The sequence below is a fragment of the Streptomyces aureoversilis genome, from assembly GCF_042657885.1.
GTDB classification, from domain to species: domain Bacteria; phylum Actinomycetota; class Actinomycetes; order Streptomycetales; family Streptomycetaceae; genus Streptomyces; species Streptomyces aureoversilis.
Map to the genome: position 1 here is coordinate 235,651 of NZ_JBHSKJ010000011.1, position 21,400 is coordinate 257,050.

Annotated in this window: 16 protein-coding genes; 10 read left to right on the forward strand and 6 right to left on the reverse strand. The window is 75.6% G+C overall.

The features are described 5' to 3' along the window. Window positions 1–79 precede the first annotated feature (79 nt). A complete protein-coding gene (locus ACFPP6_RS20960) occupies window positions 80–1,768 on the reverse strand; it encodes a PucR family transcriptional regulator (RefSeq protein ID WP_382044515.1) in 1,689 nt (562 codons plus the stop codon). A gap of 326 nt (window positions 1,769–2,094) precedes the next feature. Between ACFPP6_RS20960 and ACFPP6_RS20965 the strand changes: the two genes are divergently transcribed. The 5 genes from ACFPP6_RS20965 to ACFPP6_RS20985 all read left to right on the forward strand — a co-directional run bounded on the left by ACFPP6_RS20965 (window position 2,095) and on the right by ACFPP6_RS20985 (window position 8,770). Next, complete coding sequence (locus ACFPP6_RS20965) at window positions 2,095–2,982, forward strand: FAD binding domain-containing protein (RefSeq protein WP_382044517.1); 888 nt, start codon at window positions 2,095–2,097, stop codon at window positions 2,980–2,982. Next, the gene (locus ACFPP6_RS20970) at window positions 2,973–3,557 is read left to right on the forward strand and encodes a (2Fe-2S)-binding protein (protein ID WP_382044520.1); all 585 of its coding nucleotides are present in this window, start codon (window positions 2,973–2,975) and stop codon (window positions 3,555–3,557) included. Before ACFPP6_RS20965 ends, ACFPP6_RS20970 begins: the two co-directional genes overlap by 10 nt. After that, window positions 3,554–5,938, forward strand: a complete 2,385-nt coding sequence (gene pucD, locus ACFPP6_RS20975) for a xanthine dehydrogenase subunit D (protein WP_382044523.1) — start codon at window positions 3,554–3,556, stop codon at window positions 5,936–5,938. Before ACFPP6_RS20970 ends, pucD begins: the two co-directional genes overlap by 4 nt. Before the next feature lie 143 nt (window positions 5,939–6,081). Next, on the forward strand, window positions 6,082–7,542 hold the full coding sequence (locus tag ACFPP6_RS20980) for an NCS2 family permease (RefSeq protein ID WP_382044526.1): 1,461 nt from the start codon (window positions 6,082–6,084) through the stop codon (window positions 7,540–7,542). Between the two features lie 52 nt (window positions 7,543–7,594). After that, window positions 7,595–8,770 carry an XdhC family protein gene (locus tag ACFPP6_RS20985; RefSeq protein WP_382044529.1) on the forward strand — a complete coding sequence of 392 codons (1,176 nt, stop codon included), beginning with the start codon at window positions 7,595–7,597 and terminating at the stop codon, window positions 8,768–8,770. A 176-nt stretch (window positions 8,771–8,946) separates the two neighbouring features. Here the strand turns inward: ACFPP6_RS20985 and ACFPP6_RS20990 are convergent, their stop codons facing one another. Beyond that, the gene (locus ACFPP6_RS20990) at window positions 8,947–10,998 is read right to left on the reverse strand and encodes a GTP-binding protein (RefSeq protein ID WP_382044531.1); all 2,052 of its coding nucleotides are present in this window, start codon (window positions 10,996–10,998) and stop codon (window positions 8,947–8,949) included. 350 nt (window positions 10,999–11,348) lie between these two features. Between ACFPP6_RS20990 and ACFPP6_RS20995 the strand changes: the two genes are divergently transcribed. Then, on the forward strand, window positions 11,349–12,152 hold the full coding sequence (locus ACFPP6_RS20995; protein ID WP_382044618.1) for a hypothetical protein: 804 nt from the start codon (window positions 11,349–11,351) through the stop codon (window positions 12,150–12,152). A 129-nt stretch (window positions 12,153–12,281) separates the two neighbouring features. On the opposite strand, the gene ACFPP6_RS21000 is transcribed toward ACFPP6_RS20995, so the two are convergent. Then, complete coding sequence (locus tag ACFPP6_RS21000) at window positions 12,282–13,124, reverse strand: GntR family transcriptional regulator (protein WP_382044534.1); 843 nt, start codon at window positions 13,122–13,124, stop codon at window positions 12,282–12,284. Between the two features lie 117 nt (window positions 13,125–13,241). On the opposite strand from ACFPP6_RS21000, the gene ACFPP6_RS21005 reads away from it, so the two are divergent. After that, entirely contained in the window at window positions 13,242–14,063 is an 822-nt protein-coding gene (locus ACFPP6_RS21005; RefSeq protein WP_382044537.1) for a (2Fe-2S)-binding protein, read from the forward strand. A 198-nt stretch (window positions 14,064–14,261) separates the two neighbouring features. Continuing rightward, a complete protein-coding gene (locus ACFPP6_RS21010) occupies window positions 14,262–15,305 on the forward strand; it encodes a DUF2637 domain-containing protein (RefSeq protein WP_382044540.1) in 1,044 nt (347 codons plus the stop codon). A 33-nt stretch (window positions 15,306–15,338) separates the two neighbouring features. Here ACFPP6_RS21010 and ACFPP6_RS21015 read toward each other — a convergent pair whose 3' ends face one another. Together ACFPP6_RS21015 and ACFPP6_RS21020 are read right to left on the reverse strand one after the other, a co-directional pair. Beyond that, window positions 15,339–15,917, reverse strand: coding sequence for an ATP-binding protein (locus tag ACFPP6_RS21015; protein WP_382044543.1), 579 nt, complete (start codon window positions 15,915–15,917; stop codon window positions 15,339–15,341). 315 nt (window positions 15,918–16,232) lie between these two features. Then, on the reverse strand, window positions 16,233–18,275 hold the full coding sequence (locus tag ACFPP6_RS21020) for a protein phosphatase 2C domain-containing protein (protein WP_382044546.1): 2,043 nt from the start codon (window positions 18,273–18,275) through the stop codon (window positions 16,233–16,235). 1,455 nt (window positions 18,276–19,730) lie between these two features. On the opposite strand from ACFPP6_RS21020, the gene ACFPP6_RS21025 reads away from it, so the two are divergent. Continuing rightward, window positions 19,731–20,177 (forward strand): helix-turn-helix transcriptional regulator, encoded by a 447-nt coding sequence (locus tag ACFPP6_RS21025; RefSeq protein WP_382044549.1) that lies wholly within the window; start codon window positions 19,731–19,733, stop codon window positions 20,175–20,177. A 160-nt stretch (window positions 20,178–20,337) separates the two neighbouring features. Beyond that, on the forward strand, window positions 20,338–20,820 hold the full coding sequence (locus tag ACFPP6_RS21030) for a DUF456 domain-containing protein (RefSeq protein WP_382044552.1): 483 nt from the start codon (window positions 20,338–20,340) through the stop codon (window positions 20,818–20,820). Window positions 20,821–20,864: 44 nt separating this feature from the next. On the opposite strand, the gene ACFPP6_RS21035 is transcribed toward ACFPP6_RS21030, so the two are convergent. Continuing rightward, on the reverse strand, window positions 20,865–21,398 hold the full coding sequence (locus tag ACFPP6_RS21035) for a methylated-DNA--[protein]-cysteine S-methyltransferase (RefSeq protein ID WP_382044555.1): 534 nt from the start codon (window positions 21,396–21,398) through the stop codon (window positions 20,865–20,867). Window positions 21,399–21,400: the final 2 nt, after the last annotated feature.

Sequence of the window (21,400 nt, forward strand, 5' to 3'; positions counted from 1 at the left end):
TCCTTTCTGCGTACGACCCCCGCCTTTCGTCGTACGTCCGGCACTCGGGCCCCCGCGAGCCGGAAGCCGACAGCCGCGCTCAGCTCATCCGCAGCGCCAGGAAGAAGTCCAGCTTGTCCTCCAGGCGCGACAGGTCCCGGCCCGTCAGCTGCTCGATCCTGCCCACCCGGTAGCGCAGGGTGTTGACGTGCAGGTGCAGCCGCGTCGCGCACCGGGTCCAGGAGCCGTCGCAGTCGAGGAACGCTTCCAGCGTCGGGATGAGCTCGGCGCGGTGCCGGCGGTCGTAGTCGCGCAGCGGGTCCAGGAGCCGGGCCGTGAAGGCGCGGCGGACGTCGTCGGGGACGAAGGGCAGCAGCAGGACGTGCGAGGCCAGCTCCTGGTGGCCCGCCGCGCACACCCGGCCCGGGCGCGCGGCGGCGACCCGCCGGGCGTGGCGGGCCTCCTCCAGCGCCCCGCGCAGGCCCTCCGCGGAGTGGACGGCGGCGCTGACGCCGAGCGTGAGGCGGCCGTCGTCGTCGAGGCCGCGGGAGAGCGGCTCACGGACGGCCGCGAGGATCCGGTCCGCGTGCAGGCCGGGGATGCGGTCCTCCTCGCCGCCCTCGGCCCCGGTCGGGACGGCGGGCAGCGGCACCAGCGCCACGGCCTCGTCGCCCATGTGGGCGACGGCGATGCGGTCGGACGGCTCGGGCCCGGTCGCCTCCGGGGCGACGAGCATCTCCTCCAGCAGGGCCTGGGCGACGGGCCCGCCCTGGATCTCGCCGTCCTCCCACTCGACGCGGGCCACGACGACCTGCCAGTGCGGCGCCGTGCCGAGGCCGGGCAGCAGGACGGGCGCGGCGACGCGCAGGCGGGCGGCGATCTCGGCGGGGGCCGCCCCGGCCTGGACGAGTTCGAGGACCTCCTGGGCGAGCCGGCGGCGCACGGTGCGGGCGGCGTCGCGCCGGTCCCGCTCCACCGCGATCAGCTGAGTGACGCCGTCGAGCAGGTCGAGCCGCTCCGGCGACCAGTCCCCGGCGTCGGCCTCGACGGCCAGCAGCCAGTCCGACAGGACCGTCTCGCGCACGTCGCGGGCCGCCAGGGCGCGGCTGCTGTGGCTGATGGGGAAGAGCGAGTAGGTGTCGCCGGCGACGGTGACCCGGTGCGGGCCGCGCCGGCCCGTGCGCGAGGCGGCCAGGTGTTCGCCGGCCAGGGCCGCGCTGACCGCGGCGGGCAGCTCGGGCCCGGCGCCCGCCAGCGAGGAGCCCGCGATGGGGCGGCCGGTGGGCGAGAGCACCCACGCCCGCAGGTCGAGGTCGGAGCCGAGCAGGTCGAGGACGACCTCGGGGCCGCCGCCGGCCGGACCCGACGTCATCAGCCGGCGGTGCCGGTCGACGACGGCCGCCAGGTCCCCGGCGCGCTCGCTCGACACCTGCCGGACGACGTGCTCGGTGATGGACGCGAAGGAGACGTTCTCGTTCACGGAGAACAGCGGCAGGCGGTGGCGGGCGCAGGCCCGGATCAGGTCGTCCGGGATGGAGGCCATCTCGGCCTCGCCCGCCGCGAGCCCCGCCACGCCCGCGCCCGTGAGGATCCGCACGAACCGCTCGGAGTCCTCCGGCTCCCGCCGCCAGGCGAGCCCGGTGAGGACCAGTTCGCCACCCGAGAGGTAGCGGCTCGGGTCGCGCAGGTCGGTCGTCATCACGCCGCGCACCGTGCGGTCCAGCTCGTCCTCGCCGCCGAGCAGTCGGAGGCCCAGCGCTTCGGTCTCCAGGAGTGCGCGCAGCCGCATCGTGGTCGCCGCCGATCTGTCTTGTTGTTACCAGTGGAATGCAGTGAGGTTTCCCAACCCCGTCTTTCGTTCGAATCTACAAGATGGGCGCTCTGGCCAGCCAACCGCTTCATGTTTTCGGTGACTGCACCGTCCCGCCGGATGCTCTGTGTACTGGGCCCACAGCGTGCGGCACGGCCGCGGAGCGCGGCGGCCCGCCACGCGGAATCCCCCCACCGGACCACTCGGCACACCCCCGGCACATCCCGGGCACACCCCCGGCACATCCCGGCACCCCGGCACATCCCTCGGACGACCGTGTGAGACCGATCGAGAAGAGAAGCCCCATGGAGTTCCTGCGCCCCGGCAGCTGGGAGGAGGCTCTGGCCGCCAAGGCCGAGCACCCGGAGGCCGTGCCCATCGCGGGCGGCACGGACGTGATGGTCGAGATCAACTTCGATCAGCGCCGGCCGGACCACCTGCTGGACCTGACCCGCATCGGCGATTTGTACGAATGGGAGACCGGGGAGGACGAGATCCGGCTGGGCGCCTCCGTCCCGTACGCGCGGATCATGGAGGAGCTGCGGGCCGAGCTGCCCGGCCTGGCGCTCGCGGCGCACACCGTCGGCTCGCCGCAGATCCGCAACCGCGGCAGCGTCGGCGGCAATCTCGGCGCCGCCTCCCCCGCCGGGGACTCCCACCCGCCCCTGCTGGCGGCGGGCGCGCGGGTGGAGGCGGAGTCCGTGCGCGGCACCCGGCTGATCCCCGCCGAGGAGTTCTACACCGGCGTCAAGCGCAACGCCCTCGCCCCGGACGAGCTGATCCGGGCGGTGCGCATCGCGCGGGCCGACGGCCCGCAGCAGTTCTCCAAGGTGGGCACCCGCAACGCCATGGTCATCGCCGTGTGCGCGTTCTCCCTCGCCCTGCACCCGCGCAGCCGCACGGTGCGCACCGGCATCGGCTCCGCGGCCCCCACGCCGGTGCGGGCCCGCGCCGCGGAGGACTTCCTCTCCGCGGCCCTGGAGGAGGGCGGCTGCTGGGAGTCCGGGCGGCCCGTGCCGCCCTCGGCCGCCCGGCGGTTCGCCGAGCTCGCCGCCGGAGCGTGCAACCCGATCGACGACGTGCGCGGCAGCGCCCGCTACCGCCGGCACGCGGTCGCCGTGATGGCGCGCCGCACGCTCGGCTGGACGTGGGACGCCTACCGCGCCGGGGGGAGGGACAGCCGATGCGCGTGAACTTCACGGTCAACGGCCGGCCGCAGCAGGCCGACGACGTGTGGGAGGGCGAGAGCCTGCTGTACGTCCTGCGGGAGCGGCTCGGGCTGCCGGGCTCGAAGAACGCCTGCGAGCAGGGCGAGTGCGGCTCGTGCACGGTCCGGCTGGACGGGCTGCCGGTGTGCGCCTGCCTGGTGGCGGCGGGCCAGGCCGAGGGACGGGAGGTCGTCACCGTCGAGGGCCTCGCCGAGCACACCCGGCGGCGCGCCGCGGGCGGCGGCACACCGGCGGAACCGGCCGGGACGAGCCCGGACGAGGCCCTGCGCCGGCCGGCGGCACCGGACGGCGGCACGGGCACCGCGGCGCTCTCCCCCGTCCAGCAGGCCTTCGTCGACGCCGGCGCCGTCCAGTGCGGCTTCTGCACCCCCGGCCTGCTCGTCGCCGCCGACGAGCTCATCGAGCGCAACCCCGGGCCCTCCGACGCGGACATCCGCGAGGCCCTGTCGGGCAACCTGTGCCGGTGCACCGGCTACGAGACGATCCTCGACGCGGTCCGCCTCGCGGCCGCCCGCGCCGGAGAGGCGGACCCGCGATGAGCACCGCGCACACCCCCGCCGGCCTCGGCCCGGCCACCCGCCCCCGCGCCCACGGCGGCGTCGGCGAGTCCGCCCTGCGCCCCGACGGCACGCTCAAGGTCACCGGCGAGTTCGCCTACGCCTCCGACCTGTGGCACGAGGACATGCTGTGGGGGTTCACCCTCCGCAGCCCCCACGCCCACGCCAGGATCCTCTCCACCGACGTCTCCGGGGCGCTCGCCACCCCGGGCGTGTACGCGGTCCTGACCCACGCCGACCTGCCCGCCGCGACCCGCTACGGGCTGGAGATCCAGGACACCCCCGTCCTCGCCGACGGCGTCGTCCGCTACCACGGCGAGCCCGTCGCCCTCGTCGCCGCCGACCACCCCGAGACGGCCCGCCGCGCCGCCGCCCGGATCCGCGTCGCCTACGAGGAACTGCCCGTCGTCGGCGACGAGGAGAGCGCCACCGCCCCCGGCGCGCCCCTGCTGCACCCGGCCCGCGACGACCACCACGCCGCCCACGTCCCGCACCCGAACGTCGTCCACCGCCAGCCCGTCGTCCGCGGCGACGTCGCCGCCGCCCGGGCCCGCGCCGACGTCGTCGTCAGCGGCGACTACGAGGTGGGCATGCAGGACCAGGCGTTCCTCGGCCCGGAGTCCGGGCTCGCCGTGCCCGCCGGGGACGGCGGCGTCGACCTCTACATCGCCACCCAGTGGCTCCACGCCGACCTGCGCCAGATCGCCCCCGTCCTCGGCCTCCCCGAGGACAAGGTCCGCATGACCCTCTCGGGCGTCGGCGGCGCCTTCGGCGGACGCGAGGACCTGTCCATGCAGGCCCACGCGTGCCTGCTCGCGCTGCGCACCGGCAGGCCCGTGAAGATGGTCTACAACCGCTTCGAGTCCTTCTTCGGCCACGTGCACCGCCACCCCGCCAGGCTCCACTACGAGCACGGCGCGAGCAGCGACGGGCGGCTGCTGTACGTGAAGGCGCGCATCGTCCTCGACGGCGGCGCCTACGCCTCCTCGTCCCCGGCCGTCGTCGGCAACGCGGCGTCCCTGGCCGTCGGCCCGTACGTGGTCGGCGCCGTCGACGTCGAGGCCCTCGCCCTCTACACCAACAACCCGCCCTGCGGGGCGATGCGCGGCTTCGGCGCCGTCCAGGCCTGCTTCGCCTACGAGGCCCAGATGGACCGGCTGGCCGGGCGGCTGGGCCTGGACCCGGTGGAGTTCCGGCGGCGCAACGCCATGGAACAGGGCGCCGTGATGCCGACCGGGCAGGTCGTGGACGCCCCCGCGCCCGTCGCCGAGCTGCTGCGCCGCGTCAAGGCCCGGCCGCTGCCGCCCGAGCGGCCGTGGGAGACCGCAGGCGGCGCGCCCGACGTCCGCGCCCTGCCCGGCGGGCTGTCCAACACCACCCACGGCGAGGACGTGGTCCGCGGCGTCGGCTACGCGGTCGGGATCAAGAACGTCGGCTTCTCGGAGGGCTTCGACGACTACTCGACGGCCCGCGTGCGGCTCGAAGCCGTCGCCGGGCAGCCGGTGGCCACGGTGCACACCGCGATGGCCGAGGTCGGCCAGGGCGGGGTGACCGTCCACGCCCAGATCGCCCGCACCGAACTCGGCGTCACCCAGGTCGTCCTGCAGCCCGCCGACACCCGCGTGGGCTCGGCCGGCTCCACGTCCGCCTCCCGTCAGACCTACGTCACCGGCGGCGCCGTCCGCCACGCCTGCCAGGAGGTGCGCGAGCGCGTCCTCGCCCTCGGCCGCGCCCGGTTCGGCGTGCACCACCCGGCCTGGGAGCAGGCCGAGCTCGTCCTGGAGGGCGGCAAGGTCGCCACCGAGGCGGGCGAGGTCCTCGCCGCCCTCGCCGACGTCCTGGAGGGCGAGGTGATCGACGTCGAGCGCGAGTGGCGGCACCGGCCCACCGAGCCGTTCGACCTGCGCACCGGGCAGGGCGACGGCCACGTCCAGTACTCCTTCGCGGCCCACCGCGCCGTCGTCGACGTCGACACCGGGCTCGGACTGGTCAAGGTCGTGGAGCTGGCCTGCGCGCAGGACGTCGGCAAGGCGGTCAACCCGCTGGCGGTCACCGGCCAGATCCAGGGCGGCACCGTCCAGGGGCTGGGCCTCGCGGTCATGGAGGAGATCGTCGTCGCCGCGGACGGGCGGGTGCGCAACCCGTCCTTCACCGACTACCTGATCCCCACGATCCTCGACACCCCCGCCATCCCCGTGGACGTCCTCGAACTCGCCGACGAGCACGCCCCGTACGGGCTGCGCGGCGCCGGCGAGGCGCCCACGCTGTCCGCCACCCCGGCCGTCGTCGCGGCGATCCGGGCGGCGACCGGCCTCGCGCTCAACCGGGTGCCGGTGCGGCCCGAACACCTCACCGGCACCTGAGCCCCCGCCACAACCCGCAAGCCCTCGCAGGGCACCACCGGCCCCCCACCCCCCAGCGGCCGGTGACGTGCCGCCCTTCGTCTCGGGCCGTCCCCCGGGTCGTGCAGCCGAACCACCCGCCCGGACCATGGGAGCAGGCACTCATGACCCAGCCATCCGTGGAGCCGAGAGGCACGGCGCAGGACGCGGGCGCGGGCCCGCGCCGCTCCGCCGGCGCCTCCCGGCTCGACCGCTACTTCCGCATCGGCGCACGCGGATCCACCGTCGGGCGGGAGGTGCGCGGCGGCGTCACCACCTTCATGGCGATGTGTTACATCCTCCTGCTCAACCCCCTGATCCTGTCCGGCCCGGACGCCGCCGGGAACCGGCTCGGCCACACCGGGCTGATCACGGCCACCGCGCTCGCCGCGGCGGTCTGCACCCTCCTCATGGGCCTCGTCGGCAGGGTCCCGCTCGCCCTGGCCGCCGGGCTGGGCGTCTCCGGGGTGCTCTCCACCCAGGTGGCGCCCCACATGACCTGGCCGCAGGCCATGGGCATGTGCGTGCTGTACGGGGCGGTGATCGTGCTGCTGGCCGTCACCGGCCTGCGCGAGCTGATCATGAACGCGATACCGCTCGCCCTCAAGCACGCCATCACCATGGGCATCGGCATGTTCATCGCCCTGATCGGGCTGGTCAAGGCCGGTTTCGTGCACGCCTCCAAGGGCGGCGGGCCGGTGACGCTCGGCCCCGCGGGCGAGCTGGCGGGCTGGCCCGTGCTGGTCTTCTGCGTCACCCTGCTGGCCGTCCTCATGCTGCAGGCCCGCGACGTCCCCGGCGCGATCCTGATCGGCATCGTCGTCGGCACGGTGCTGGCCGTCGTCGTCAACGCCGCGGCCGCCCCGGGGGCCGCCGCCTGGCGGAGCGGCGCGCCCGAGCTCAAGGGGAGCGCCGTGTCCGTGCCGGACTTCTCCCTCCTCGGGCACGTGGAGTTCGGCGGCTGGGGGTCACTGGGCGTCATGAGCGTCGGAATGATCGTCTTCACGCTCGTCCTGGCCGGCTTCTTCGACGCCATGGCCACGATCATCGGCGTCGCCACCGAGGCCCGGCTGACCGACGAGCGCGGCCGGCTGCCGGGGCTGAGCAAGGCGCTGTTCGTCGACGGCGCGGGAGGCGCGATCGGCGGGGTCGCGGGGGCCTCGGGGCAGACCGTCTTCATCGAGTCGGCGACCGGTGTCGGCGAAGGCGCCCGGACGGGCCTGTCGTCCGTCGTGACCGGGCTGCTCTTCACCGCCTGCCTGTTCTTCACCCCGCTGACACGCATCGTGCCCGGCGAGGTCGCCGCCGCCGCGCTCGTCGTCATCGGAGCGATGATGATGAGCAACGCCCGGCACGTGGACTGGAGCGACCGGGCGATCGCCGTTCCGGCTTTCCTGACGGTGGTGCTGATGCCGTTCACCTACTCCATCACGGCGGGTGTCGGCGCCGGCGTCATCGCCTACACGGCGATCAAGGCCGCCCAGGGCAGGTGGCGTGAGCCGGGCGTCTTCATGTGGCTGCTGACGGCCGTGTTCACGGGGTACTTCGCCCTGCACCCGATCGAGAGCTGGCTGGGCGTCAAGTAGTTCGCACAGGTCGCATAGCAAATCGCACAGGTCGTACAAGAGAGGGCTCGTCATGCTGGACATCGCCGGGGAGCTGCACCGCTGGTGCGGGGATGGGCGCGCGTTCGCCGTCGCCACGGTGGTCGCCGTGGAGGGCAGCGCGCCCCGGCAGCCGGGCGCGGCCCTCGCCGTCGACGCCGAGGGCACGGCGGTCGGCTCGGTCTCGGGCGGGTGCGTGGAGGGCGCGGTGTACGAGCTGTGCCGCGCCGCGCTGGAGAGCGGCGAGAGCGTGCGGGAACGATTCGGCCGGCCGGGTGGGCCCCCGGGCGGGGACGACGGCTTCGCCGTGGGCCTGACCTGCGGCGGCGTTCTCGACGTCCTGGTCGTACCGGTCCTTCCGGACGCTCCCGGGCGCACCGTGCTGGCCGAGGCGCTGGCAGCGGCCGCGGCGGGCGAGCCGGTGGCGCTCGCCCGGGTGGTCGCGGGCCCGGCCGGGCTGCTGGGCCGGGCCCTGCTCGTACGGGCGGACGGCACGTACGCGGGGGCGCTCGCGGAGTCCGGCGGGCCGGACCGCGCGGCCGCCGCGGAGGCCGCCGCGCTGCTGGCCGCCGGCCGGACGGGGACGGTCACGGTGGGCATGGAGAGCGCGGCGGGGGCGCGCTGCGGGGACCCCGTGACGCTCCTCGTGGAGTCGTGCCTGCCGCCACCGCGCATGATCGTCTTCGGGGCGGTGGACTTCGCCGCGGCGCTCGTCAGGGCCGGCAAGTTCCTCGGCTACCACGTCACGGTGTGCGACGCGCGGCCCGTGTTCGCGACGGCGGGGCGCTTCCCCGAAGCGGACGAGGTCGCCGTCGGCTGGCCGCACCGCTACCTCGACGCGCAGCAGGCGTCCGGGGCGCTCGACGCCCGTACGGTCCTGTGCGTGCTGACCCACGACCCCAGGTTCGACGTGCCGCTGCTGGAGCGGGCCCTGCGGCTGCCGGTCGCCTACGTCGGCGCGATGGGCTCGCGCCGCACGCACGAGGACCGGCTGGGGCGGCTGCGCGAGGCGGGCGTCGGCGAGCCCGCCCTGGCCCGGCTGCGCTCGCCGATCGGGCTCGACCTGGGGGCGCGCACCCCGGAGGAGACGGCCCTGTCCATCGCGGCGGAGATCGTCGCGCTCCGGCACGGGGGCACGGGCGCGCCGCTGACGGACGTACGGACGCCGATCCACCGCGAGCCGCGGCGGGGGCTGGGGTCGGTGGCCTGAAACCGGGGCCGGCCTCTGCCTCACCGTCCCCGGCACCCCCTCCCCCGCCCCGTCCGCGGCCGCCGCCCGCTCCGCCGGGACGTACCGGACGGCCGGGCGCACGGCCGCCGCCGATCCGCCGGCCGCGCACCGGGCGAAGCCGGCCTCGGGAGCCCGCCGCCGCGGCACCGCGCCGTCTACGCCGGGTCCGCCGCGTCCGGCGCCGCCCCCTTCCGCGCCGCCGTCAGATGCCGCAGGTACGCGGCCCGGTTGAGCGGATTGCCGTCCGTGCGCGGGCGCACCGGCGGGCGGCCGTCGTACGGGCGGTCGGCGGCCGGGAGGGTCCACCACACGCCCTCGCCGCGGGTCAGGGCGGGCAGGCGGCGTTCGGCGGCGGGGGCGCTGCGGGCCGGGACCGTGCCCTTGAGGACGCACACCTCCGGGCCGGCCGCCGTGTCGTGAATGGCGGCCCCGAGCCCGGCCAGCAGGCCCGTGACGGCGCTCAGGGTGTCGGCGGGGGCCTCCAGCTCGTAGGCGTGGCAGGGCTCGTACACCCGCGTGCCCGCCTCCGCGAGCGCGGCCATCAGGACCAGCGGAGTCAGGCGGCGGAAGTCGGCGGCGGTGCTCACCGGCGCCGCGAAGCCCGAGCGCGTCAGCGTGACCACGCAGTCGGTGACCGGCCAGCCGTACAGGCCCTGGGCGAGGGTGCGGTGGACGGTCTCCTCGATCGCGCGGTCGAAGGCGAGGGGCAGGGCGCCGAGTTCGGTCTCGCGGCGGAAGACGGTGCCCGAGTCCGGCGCGCCCGGCCCGACGCGCAGGCCGACCGTCGCCCAGAAGGCGTGACCGCCGTGCCGGCCGATCTCCTCGTACGCCTCGCCCGTGCCGGTGACCCGCTCGCGGTGGACGATGGTGCTCGGTTCGAAGACCGCGTCGACGCCGAACTCCTCGGCGAGCGTCGCCGCGACGATCTCCTTCTGCACCTCGCCGTGGAGCAGCACGGAGGTGCCGCCGCCCGCCGGCAGGGCGCGGGTGCCGATCAGCGGGTCCTGGTCGGCGAGGGCCGTGAGGGCGGCGTGCAGCCGGGCCGCGTCCCCGGGGCGCACGGGCCTGACCACCGCCTCCAGGCCGGGCGGGGCGAAGTGGGGCGTCCGCTCGCCATCGCGCGCGGGGCCGAGGCGGTCGCCCACCCTGACCTCCGCCAGGCCCCTGATCCGGGCGATGTCGCCGGCCGTGGCGCGGCGCCGTGCGGTGCCGGGCTCCCCGGCCTCGACCGCCACGAGGGAGGTGACGCGGCCGGTGTGCTCCGTGCGGGCGCCGCCGGGCTCCTGCCGGTGGAGCGTGATGCGCTCGCGCTCGGAGACCGCGCCCGAGAAGAGGCGCAGGTAGGCGGTCTTCTCGCCGGAGGGCCCGCGGTCGACGGCGAACACCGTGCCGGTGGCCTCGGCGCCGGAGCCGCCGCGCGCGGGCGGGAGGTGGCGCACCATGCCGTCGATCAGGTCCGCCACGCCCTCGCCGGAGACGGCCGAGCCGAAGTAGACGGGGTGGACGAGGCCGCGCGCGGTCTGCCGCGCGAGGGCTTCGCGCAGTTCGGGTGGCGTCACCTGCCGGTCGTCGACCAGCTCGGCGAGCAGCGCGTCGTCGTTCTCGGCCAGCACCTCGGCCACGGCCTCGCGGAAGGCGGCGTCCTCGTACGAGCCGGGGACGGTGCGGGCGCCGGGGGTGCCGATGCCGCGGACGGTGCCCATGGGAATCACGTGCGGGGTCAGCCTGCGGCGGACGGCGGCGAGCGTCTCCGCCTCCCGGGCGCCCGCGCGGTCGGTCTTGTTGACGAACAGCAGGGTGGGCAGGCGCAGCCGCCGCAGGGTCTTCATCAGCACGCGCGTCTGCGCCTGCACCCCCTCGACGGCGGACAGGACGAGGACCGCGGCGTCGAGGACGCCGAGGGCGCGCTCGACCTCGGCGATGAAGTCGCTGTGGCCGGGGGTGTCGACGAGGTTGACGCGCAGGCCCCCGACGCGGAAGGGCGCGACGGCGGTGCGGATGGTGATGCCGCGGCGGCGTTCGAGCTCGCCGCTGTCGGTACGGGTGCTGCCGGCGTCGACGCTGCCGAGCCGGTCGATGGCGCCGGTGTCGAAGAGCAGGCGCTCGGTGAGACTCGTCTTACCCGCGTCGACGTGCGCGAGGATGCCGATGTTCAGAACGGGCCGCACGGGCAGGCAGAGCCCGGACAGCAGGGTGTGCGTACGCAAAGAAGTCCTCGGAAGGAGTCGTCCGGTCAGGGCGCTGGGGGTGACCGAGGCTCCGGCGCATGGGCGTGTCTCCCGAGGTGTGTGGGGCTTCGCGGCGCGTTTCGAGGGCGCGCGCCGCCATCCTGGCAGCCGCCCGGAGGGGTGATCCAGCGAATTTCCCGGTAGCACATATGAGCACCGCCGCGCTCAGGAGCCGCTCACTCTTGGTAATGTGCACGTACCGCTGGGAGAGCATTTGTGAATTGCTTCACACCAGACCCTTGGCCGGGCCCTCGTCCTCGTGCTGAGATGCGGTCACGGCTTTCCAGCTCGACGGCGCGCTTGGGGAGGGCACTGTGGCGGACACCGCCATGCGTAATGCGGGGTTGCCGGAGCCGCGGGGACCGCAGGGCGGGGATCCGCGGGGGGACGATCCACTGGAACGGGCCGTATGGCGGTTGCGCTCACGCGCCTGCTGGGACGACGCGGCGGCCCTGCTCGCACCGCGCGCGGCCACCGAGCCCGCGCGGGCCCTGCAGCGGACGGCGGTGCTGACCGAGCGGTGCATGTTCACCAAAGAGGGTTGGGGAGCCGCCGAGGACGCGCTGCGCGCGGCGGAGGCCCTGGCCACGGACGACGAGGAGCGCGGGGCGGCGGCCTGCGAGCGCGGCCACCTCGCCTACGCGTCCACCCTCCTGGGCGTCCGCGACCGGGCCGACGAGGCCCGCTCGGCCCTGGGCAGGGCAGCGGCCCTGCTCGCGCCGGGGTCGCCGAACCGCCCCCTGCTGCACTTCCGCCGCGGCCTGATCGCCCAGCACCTGTCGGACAACCCGTCCGACGCGACGGCCGCCTTCGAACGCGCCCACGCGGGGGCGACGGCGCAGGGCCAGCGCCTGCTGCTCTCCTTCACCTGGCGGCACGTGGCGGCCATGGCCGAGCACGAGGGCAGGCTCGCCGAGGCCCGTTACGGCTTCGCGGAGTCGCTTCGCATCCGGGAAGAGCTGGGCTATCTGGTGGGCATCGCCCCGGCGCTGGCCTCGCTCGCCGCCGTCCTGGACGACCCGGGCGAGGCCGCCCGGCTGCGCAGGGAGGCCGCCCGGCTGGTCCGGCTGCTCGGCGGCGTCCCGGGCTGGCTGGCGGAACAGCTGACCGCCGCGGCGGCGAGCCCGGACTGATCGCAAAGCCTCACTGACCGGCAGGCCCGGCGCCGGCCCGCGGGGCCCGGCGCCGAACCATGAGCATTCGCCTGTCCGTGAGCCGTCGCCGGGGCGTTCTCCGGGCGGCCCCGCCGCCCCCTGTTCACGTCACTCCGCTCCCGCGAAGTGCCCCCTCACCAGCGCTTCGGTCCGCTCCACGTCGTGCGCGGCCAGCGCCGCCAGCAGGGCGTGGTGTTCGGCCGCGTCGGCGACGAGGTCGGCCGCACGGTGCGGCCGGCCGTGGGCCGTCGGCCACTGCGCGCGCCGGTGGAGCTCGTCGGCGACGGCGACCAGCTGGCGGTTGCCCGAGAGGGCCAGGAGCGCCCGGTGGAAGGCGCGGTCGGCCTCGGCGTAGAGCGCGCGGTCGCCGGTGGCCGCGGCCACGCACGCCGCCTCGGCGAGCGGCCGCAGCCCGTCCCAGCGGGCGGCCGGGACCGTACGGGCCAGCCGCAGCAGCACCGGGACCTCCAGCAGGGCGCGCACCTCGGCGAGCTCGGCCAGGTCGCGCGCGGTGCGCGAGGTGACGCGGAAGCCGCGGTTGGGGACGACCTCGACGGCGCCCTCCAGGGCCAGCTGCTGCATCGCCTCCCGCACGGGCGTCGCCGACACGCCGAAGCGCTCGCCGAGCGCCGGTCCGGAGTAGACCTCGCCCGGGGTCAGCTCGCCGCTGACGAGAGCCTTGCGCAGGGCTTCCAGCACCTGCCCGCGCACGGAGTGGCGCTGGGGCAGCCGGGGGGCGGGAGCGGGCGCGGGAGCGGCACGGCGGCTCCCGTACGCCGGGTACTCCTGCTCGGCGTGGACGTGCTCGCCGCGGGCCCCCTCGCCGCGGACACCGGCACGGCCGCCGGCAGGAGCGGCTGCGGGAACGGCCTCGCCGCGCGCGGCCTGCGGCGGCACGCCGGCGAACGGCTCCGCGGCCGGCGGGGCGGTGCGGGATCTTCCCTGCTCCATTGGGGTCCTCCTGATGTCCTTTCTGAACCATAGGCGGCACCTCCTGCAGTTCAAACCCCGATCAACCGGGGTAAGGTAAGCCTTACCCGTAGAACGATCGCGATTCGGTGGTCCCGCATGACGTCCGCCCCGACTGCCCCGCCCTCGCTCTCGGACTCCTACGCCCGCCTCGCCGAGGTCCTCCCCACCCTGTCCGTGACCGCCGGGCCCCCGTGCACCGGCGAGGGCTGGGTGAGCGCCGCGGGGCTCGCGGAGGGCGGCCGCGAGCTGGACGCCTTCCTCGCGTGGGACGACGAGCAGATCCGGCGCGACCACGGGGCGCAGGCCCGCCCCGCCGTCGTCGCGAGCGTCGGCCTGCACCGCTACGCGTGGCCGGCCTGCCTGCTCGTCACCGTCCCGTGGTTCCTGCACCGCAGGGTGCCGCGGCTGTCCGCCGGGGACGTCTCCTTCCACCGCGCCCTGGGCCGGATGACGGCCCGGGCGGCGGAGTTCGCGTGTTTGCCCGGCGACCCCGCGGCCGGCTTGCCGGGCGCCCGGACCGTTCCCGGCGAAGAGGCGCTGCGCGCGGAAGTGCGCGCTTCCATTGCCGCGCATTTCACACCCGTGCTGGTCGGCTTCCAGCCGCGGATGCGGCGCGGCCCGCGCGCCCTGTGGGGCATGGTGACGGACGAACTGGCCGAATCCCTGTGGTATGTGGGCCGGCTGCTCGGCGAGGAGGAACGGGCGCGCCGCGAACTGGCCCTGCTGCTGCCGGGGGTGACGCCGCCGTACGCCGGCGGCGCGGCCTTCCGGATGCTTACCGGCCGCCTGGGAGAGCCGATCCCGACCCGTGACCGTGTCAGTTGCTGCCTCTTCTACACCGTGCGCCCCGAGGACACCTGTACGACCTGCCCCCGCACGTGCGACACGGACCGGGTACAGCGGCTGTCCGTAAGCTGACCGGCCTCACACCACTCGATCGGGTGAGGTGAAGGGAACGCAATTCCCTCTTCCCTTAATGGCGTTCGAATTTCTTCGCACCTATCCGTATGCCGTTGCCCTCCATTGGCAGGCAGTTGGCGCGAAACCCCTTGGCGAACGGGCCGATTCCGCGAGGATGGCGCGCGAAAGGCTGTACAGCTATGCAAGGGACGCAAGATGAGAGTGACCGATATACCGCTGAATTGGATGCTCCCCAGTCTCGTGGCGCTCGCCGGGGCCGTGGTGGCGGTGACGGTGCTCGCACGCGGCCGGCACGGCGCGGACGACGCAGGAGGAGGCGCTGACTCCTGGGAGCGCAATGAGGAGCGCAGACGACGCAAGGAGGCCATCTACGGAAGCGCCTCGTACGTCCTCCTGTTCTGCTGCGCCGCGGTGGCCGCCGCCCTCTCCTTCCACGGCCTCGTGGGGTTCGGGCGGCAGAACCTGGGGCTGACGGGCGGCTGGGAGTACCTGGTGCCCTTCGGCCTCGACGGGGCCGCCATGTTCTGCTCGGTGCTGGCGGTGCGCGAGGCGAGCCACGGTGACGCCGCGCTCGGCTCGCGCATGCTCGTGTGGACCTTCGCCAGCGCGGCCGCCTGGTTCAACTGGGTGCACGCGCCCCGGGGCCTGGACCACGCCGGGGCACCGCAGTTCTTCGCCGGCATGTCGCTGTCCGCGGCCGTCCTCTTCGACCGGGCGCTCAAGCAGACCCGCCGGGCCGCGCTGCGCGAACAGGGCCTGGTGCCCAGGCCGTTGCCGCAGATCCGGATGGTCCGCTGGCTGCGGGCTCCTCGCGAGACCTTCGGCGCCTGGTCCCTGATGCTCCTGGAAGGCGTCCGCTCGCTGGACGAGGCCGTGGAGGAGGTCCGCGAGGACAAACGGCAGCGGGAGCAGGCCAGAGCCCGCAGGAGGGAGGCCGGCAAGCTGGAGCGCGCCCGGCTCAAGGCGTACAACCGGCAGAACCGGGTGTGGGGCCGGGTCCGGGGCGGCCGGCAGGTCGAGGTCGGTGGGCCCGCCGTGCCCGCCGCCGCACAGCCGGCGCAGATCGGGTCGGACCCTTCCATAGTCGACCAGGGACAGCTTCCCGTCCGCGCGCGTCCGCTGCAGGCGGTCGGCCGCCCTGATCCGATCGACCTCACCGCGGAGGACGACACCCAGGCGATCCCCCGCCTGGACTCGCTCGAGGCCAAGCTGGCCCAGATCGAGCGGCAGTTCGGCTGAGCCCTGAGCCCTGGGTCGCCGCGCAGCGGCGGTTCAGGGCTCTTGGGCTGCCAGCTCGAACCAGACCGACTTCCCGACGCCGTGGGCGCACACGCCCCAGCCGTCCGACAGGGCGTGGACGAGCAGCAGCCCCCGCCCCGACGTCGCCGCCTTCTCGATGTCGTTCATCTCCGGAACGACGTCCCTGACCGGGCCGATGTCCGTGCCCGGGCCGCCCAGCGCGGGATGGCCCGCCATGAAGTCCCGCACCTCGACGCGCAGCCGCCCCTTCGCGCGGCCGGCCGCACCCGTGAACCCCGCGCCCACCGCGCCCGTGAACACGGCCTTGACCACGGCGCCCCCGTCGGTGTGCACCAGCGCGTTGGTGACGAGCTCGCTCGTGAGCAGCTCGGCGGTCTCCGCCCGGCCCGGCGCGCCCCAGCGGGCCAGAAAGCGCCGCAACTCGGCCCGGACTTCCCGGACCCCGGTGAGATCCCGGCGGCGGAGCCTCCTTTCGAATTGCGGCCCGGAATGCGCCGCGCCGTCCCCGAAACCGCTCCTGTGGTCCGTACGGTCCTCCCGCTCCCCCGCGTAGCCCTCCGCGCCCGCCCGGTCTGCTGCCTGCCGTTTCATCCTCCCTGCCCCGACCCCTCCCCGGCGCCCCGGCCTCGAACACGCTCGCGCTCACTCACCGCAATGCATGCCCCGGACCACGCTGGACAACGCCTGTTGAGCCATCAACATGGTGATATGACCAAAATCCCGGAGCCTCTTGCGCAGTGCGTGAATATGCCGTTGGCGTGCGCCGGTCCGGGAATTTGTGCGGGGCTGGAGGGAATTCCCGGCACGCCGGTCCGTACCTTGCCGCCACCTCCGCGCCGCACCGGGCCCGGAAACGGCCGGGCGGGGCGGTGACCATGTCACCGCCCCGCCCCGGAACCGGCCCGGTTACGCCTCCCAGAGGGCACACGCCGTACGGTCGTCGGCGTATCCCTTGACCCGCAGCTGGGTGTCGGCGAGGAACTCGGCGAGCCCCGGCGGGCGCTCGCCCGCCCACCGCTCGGCCAGCCGCCCGCCCAGCTCCTGTTCGCCGCGCATGGGGTCGGCCAGGCCCGCCGTGCACAGCACCAGGGTGTCCCCGGGCCGGGCCACGGACGCCCGGAAGCGGAAGGGCTCGCCCGGCGGCTCCACCTCGACGGGCTCCACGGGCGGTGTGAGGCCCGGCGTCGGAATGCCGAAGTCCATCGTCATCAGGTCGGCGGACGCCGATCCGTGGCCGATGACCGGCTCGCCCGTGCGCTCCGCCGGCGGGTCCGGCTCCAGGTCCTGCCAGACCCCGTCCCGGAGGCGGAACAGGCCGCCCGCGCCGACGCCGAAGAACACGCGCGTACGGCATTGCGGATCGGCGGTCAGCAACAGGCAGCGGACGGTGGCCGTGTACTCGTCCGGCCGCAGGCCCAGTTCGGCGGCGCGGGCGCGCAGCCGCCCGTAGGAACGGTCGGTGAGCCGGTGCAGGCCCGACTTCAGCTCGCCGCGCCGGCCGCCGCGGACGTCGTCGGCCAGCCGGGCGTGGCTGCGGCCGACGGCGCCGGCCAGCCACGCGCAGGCGTCCCGCGCCGCGCGCGGCGCCACGTTCGAGCCGCGCGGGCCGCTGGCCATCGCCACGAGCAGCAGCGCGCTCTCCCCCTCGCCGAAGCGGGCGGTCAGCAGCGCGTCCCGCCGGGGCTCGCCGCGGTAGCGCGCGGAATCGCCACGCAGGGACAGGGCCCGCAGCGTGACGGCGCCGTACTGCGCGCCGTCCAGGACCGTGTCCGGCACGAGGCCGTCCAGGTCCTGCGGGTCGGCCGCGGGCCAGGCCGTCGGCTCCGCGTCGTACGTGGGCGGCCGCTCGCCGACGTACTCCGCCCCGCGGCCCGCCCGGCCCGGCGGCTGCGGAGGCGCGGCCAGGGGCTGGCGCCGGGGCGGCGTGGACTCGCGGGAGACGACGGGCGGGCGGGAGGCCGGCTCCAGGGACGCCGCCCCGGCTGCGGGCTCCACCGGCTCGGCGGGCTCGCCGCCGGGCTCGGGGACGGCCGGCCGGGCGTCTCGCGCCGTGATGCGGGCGGGGCTCGCCCCGGGCGTCCTCCGGGCCGGCACGGCCGGGGCCGCGGGCTCTTCCCGGGGCTCCGGGAGCTCCGGTAGCTCCGGGCGCTGCTGGGCGGGGATCCCGGAGAACTCCGGCCGCTCGTACGGCTCGGGGAGCTCCGGCGGCTCCAGGAGGTGCCGGGGCTGCGGGGCGGGCGGTTCCGGCGGTTCGGGCAGGGGGCGCCGCGGCGGGCGCAGGGGGCGTTCGGCCCGCACCGGCCTGGTCGGCCTTTCGAGCCGCCCCGACCGTTTGAGCCGCTCCGGCGGCCGCGGCTCGTCCGTCCGCCCGTACCCCTCCTGAAGCTCCCGCCGGGCGGGCGCCTGCGGCTGGGCGAGGGCGTCCGGGCCGCCGGGGCCCTCGGGCCGGTCCGCGGTGTCCGCACGGCGGGAGGGATCCGGACGGCCGGTGCGGTCCTCAAGACCGGACGGGTCCGGGCGGCGGCCGCGGTCATCCCCGCCGTCGGGGCGGTCCACCGGCTCCGCCCCGTTCGTACAGCCGAGGCCGCCTGCGCGTTCGGACCGGCCCGGCTGCGCGGAACGGCGGGGACGGACGAGAGCGTCCCCGTCGCCGTCGGGGAGGTCCGCCGGCTCGGGACCGTCGGGGTCACCGGAACGGTCCGGGCGGATTTCAGGAGTCGCCCGCGCGGAGCGGTCCACCGGCTCCGGGGCCTCCGGATATCCGGAACCGTCCGCAGATTCCGTACGGCTCGCCCGCGTCGTACGGTCCGGGCGGCGGCCCGGGGCGTCCTCGCCGCCGGAGCCGTCCACCGGCTCGGACCCGTCCGGGTATTCGGGGTGGTCGGCACGGTCCACGCGTCCCGTACGGCTCACCTGCGTGGAGCGCTGCGCGCGGTCCGCCTGCTCCACCTGCTCCACCTGCTCCGCCTGCTCCGCCTCGGGGGCGGCCGGGGCGCCGGAACGGCCCGTCTGTGCCGGGCGGTCAGGGCGGTCGGGACCGCGTTCGGAGCGGGTCCGGCGGTCACCGCCGAAGAAGAGGTCCGCGCCTTCGCAGCGGTCCGAACGGGCCGGGCGGCCGGGGCGTTCCCCGGCGACGGGGCGGGCGGGGCGCCGGGAGCGGTCCGGGGCCGGGGCCGCCGTGCCGTCCGGTTCACGCCCGGCCGGGCGGGCGGGGCCCGACGCCCCCAGGGACCCCGGCGGCAGATCCGGCCGCGCCTCCGGCGGGCCGTCGGCGCGGCTCCGGGGGTCCTGCCGCTCCGGGCCTGCGGGCCGTACCGGCCGGCCCGGCTGCCGCGGTACCTCCGCCTGCCTGCGGGGGTCGCTCTGCCTGCGGGGGTCGCTCTTGCGCCACTTCTGCGGTTTCTCCAGGAGCTCCGGAAGGAGTCCCGCCGAATGGAGATCCGGCGGTTTCGGAATCCTCGGCAGAGGGACCCTGGCCGCCCGGCCGGGCACGGGACCGTCGGCGAGCCGCTCCGCGCGCGAAGGCGGGGGCAGTTCGGGCGGAGGTTCCGCTCCGGGCGGCGGGGGCGTGAATTCGGAACGCCCGGGCACCCCGCGCGAACGGGGCGCCCCGTATCCCTTCGGCAGTGAAGGAAGCCCGCTCGGGGGAACGGCGACGGGATCCGGAGGCCGCGGTGGATCGGGGGGCTCTGCTCTCGGCGCCCTCACCGTCCTTTGCGTCCTTTTCGGCCGTTCACCGCCGGACTCCGCCCTCACCACCGCCGAGGCGGAGGTGAATCGCTCGTCCAGGCTGCTGTCGTCCCCGGCGGCGGAGCCGATATCCGGTGCATTCTTGTCGTACAACTCGCCCCACCAGGCGTCCTCTTGGCCGGTGCGCGGGTCCCCCTGCTGGCTCATGCCCTTATTGTCCATACTCTTGGGCATACGGGAAGAGTGCACGGCAGACCTCACCCGGGGATGATGACCGAGTCGAAAAGCGGTCGCGGGGAGGGATGTCGTGTGCTCGGTGCCATTGGACTGGAAGGGCCTGCCGCAGTCCGGGAGATGGGCCGTTGCGGGGGGACGGAAAAGGAACGGCAGCAGCCCGCGGGACACAGTGGTGTGGAACTGGTGACGGGCGCACGCTGTGTTGACGAACGGCTGCTGCGCATACGCCACGGAGCCTCCGTGGAGATATGCGCACTGCTGACGGGAAGGCCCTGGCGGACGGCCGACCGGGCCGCGCTGGACGGCTCGGTCTGCTCGGAGGGATCAGGCGGCCCGGAGGGATCGGGCGGCTCTGACAGCTCGGGAAGCTCGGACGGCTCAGCCGTTTCATCGGACACAGCGTCCGGCATACCCCACCGCACCGTCGTCGAACGCTCAGGCCTCGCCGCGCTGCCGGATTCCGGGGATCCGGCTCTGATGCGCGTCGCGGAGCGCATTCCCGCCGAACTGGTGATCGCCGACCGCGCAGTTGCCCTGCTTCCGCTCACCCCTCGCACGGCCGGGCTCGCCGCGCTTCCCGAGCTGCCCGAGCCGGCTGCCCTGGTCGTCCACCCCGGCCCGCTGCTCGCGTCGCTGGTGAATCTGTTCGAGGACATCTGGAACGAGGCCCTCCCCCTCCGGGTCTGTGCGGACGCGGCCCGGCGCGCGGCCGACGGCACTGCGGCCGGGCCCGACGCGCTCGACCTGGCGGTGCTCTCACTGCTGATGGACGGCCTGACCGACGCGAGCGTCGCCAAGCAGCTCGGGCTCGGACTGCGCACGGTGCAGCGCCGGGTGAAGCGGCTGATGGAGCTGGCCGGGGTGACCACCCGGCTGCAGCTGGGCTGGCACGCGGCCGCGCACGGATGGACCGCACGCCGCTGACGCGGACCCCGGTGGGCATCTCCGGGCGTCCCCCGGCATCCTCCGGCGTCCCCCGGCATCCCCGGGTATTCCCGCAGGTGGGAGGCGGGGGTCGGGTCTCGGCCACGGTGGCCGCAATCGTCCGGGGGCGCCGCCGCCCGGCTTCCGGCAACCTTGGTGCATGGGGACGTGGCAGCTGGTCCTGGTCGGCCTCGTGATGTTGCTCGGCCTGCTCGGCGTCGTCACCCCCGGAGTGCCGGGGCCGCCGATCGTGTGGGCCGGCGTGCTGTGGTGGTCGATGGCCGACCGGACCGCCCTCGCCTGGGCCGTGCTGGCGGGGGCGACGGGCGTACTGCTGCTGGAGCGGGCCGTCGGCTGGCTGCTGCCGCCCCGCCGTCTCCGGGGCGCGGGCATCTCGCGCCGCGCCTTCCTGGTGGCGGGGGTCTCCGGCATCGCCGGCTTCTTCGTGATCCCGGTGCTGGGCGCGGTCCCGGGGTTCGTCGCCGGGCTCTACGGCATGGAGCGGAGGCGCCTGGGCGGGCACGGCGCGGCGTGGGCGTCCACGCGGAACGTGATGCGGGCGCTGGGCACGAGCGTCCTCGTGGAGCTGTTCGCTTGCCTGCTCGTGGTGGGGGTGTGGATCGGCGCGGTCACCGTGGGGTGAGCCGGGCGCCGGGGCGGTGCCCGGGCCGGGCCCGGCTCACCTGCTCACCGGCCCGCCGCGCCTCCGATGCTTTCGATGCCTCCGAAGCCTTCGAGGGCGAGCAGGGCGCGCTTGCGGTCCAGGCCGCCCGCGTAGCCGGTGAGCGAGCCGTCCGCGCCGATCACCCGGTGGCAGGGGCGCAGCACGAGCAGCGGGTTGGCGCCGACTGCGCCGCCGACCGCGCGGACCGCGGCGCGGGAGGCGCCGATGCGGGCGGCGAGCTCGCCGTAGGTGGTGGTGGCGCCGTAGGGGATGGCGTCCAGGGCGTCCCAGACGCGGCGGCGGAACTCCGTGCCCTCCGCGGCGAATTCGAGGCGGAAGTCCCGGGACTCGCCCGCGAAGTACGCGGTGAGCTGCCGCTCGGCCTCGGCGAAGGCGGCGGTGTCGCGCTGCCAGCCCGGTGCCACGGCGGGGGCGTTCTTCTGGCCGGGCACGGACAGGGAGGCGATGGCGGTCCCGCCGGGGGCGCCGGCGGAGGGCCGGCCGGTGACGAGGAGCGGGCCGAGGGGGCTGGTGATCTCGCTGTAGAGGGTGGTCATGG

Coding starts and splice junctions, on each gene's coding strand:
- ACFPP6_RS20960 (WP_382044515.1), bottom strand. CDS start 1,768: ATGCGGCTGCGCGCACTCCTGGAGACCGAAGCGCTGGGCCTCCGACTG.
- ACFPP6_RS20965 (WP_382044517.1), top strand. CDS start 2,095: ATGGAGTTCCTGCGCCCCGGCAGCTGGGAGGAGGCTCTGGCCGCCAAG.
- ACFPP6_RS20970 (WP_382044520.1), top strand. CDS start 2,973: ATGCGCGTGAACTTCACGGTCAACGGCCGGCCGCAGCAGGCCGACGAC.
- pucD (WP_382044523.1), top strand. CDS start 3,554: ATGAGCACCGCGCACACCCCCGCCGGCCTCGGCCCGGCCACCCGCCCC.
- ACFPP6_RS20980 (WP_382044526.1), top strand. CDS start 6,082: ATGACCCAGCCATCCGTGGAGCCGAGAGGCACGGCGCAGGACGCGGGC.
- ACFPP6_RS20985 (WP_382044529.1), top strand. CDS start 7,595: ATGCTGGACATCGCCGGGGAGCTGCACCGCTGGTGCGGGGATGGGCGC.
- ACFPP6_RS20995 (WP_382044618.1), top strand. CDS start 11,349: ATGCGTAATGCGGGGTTGCCGGAGCCGCGGGGACCGCAGGGCGGGGAT.
- ACFPP6_RS21000 (WP_382044534.1), bottom strand. CDS start 13,124: ATGGAGCAGGGAAGATCCCGCACCGCCCCGCCGGCCGCGGAGCCGTTC.
- ACFPP6_RS21005 (WP_382044537.1), top strand. CDS start 13,242: ATGACGTCCGCCCCGACTGCCCCGCCCTCGCTCTCGGACTCCTACGCC.
- ACFPP6_RS21010 (WP_382044540.1), top strand. CDS start 14,262: ATGAGAGTGACCGATATACCGCTGAATTGGATGCTCCCCAGTCTCGTG.
- ACFPP6_RS21015 (WP_382044543.1), bottom strand. CDS start 15,917: ATGAAACGGCAGGCAGCAGACCGGGCGGGCGCGGAGGGCTACGCGGGG.
- ACFPP6_RS21025 (WP_382044549.1), top strand. CDS start 19,731: ATGCGCGTCGCGGAGCGCATTCCCGCCGAACTGGTGATCGCCGACCGC.
- ACFPP6_RS21030 (WP_382044552.1), top strand. CDS start 20,338: ATGGGGACGTGGCAGCTGGTCCTGGTCGGCCTCGTGATGTTGCTCGGC.
- ACFPP6_RS21035 (WP_382044555.1), bottom strand. CDS start 21,398: ATGACCACCCTCTACAGCGAGATCACCAGCCCCCTCGGCCCGCTCCTC.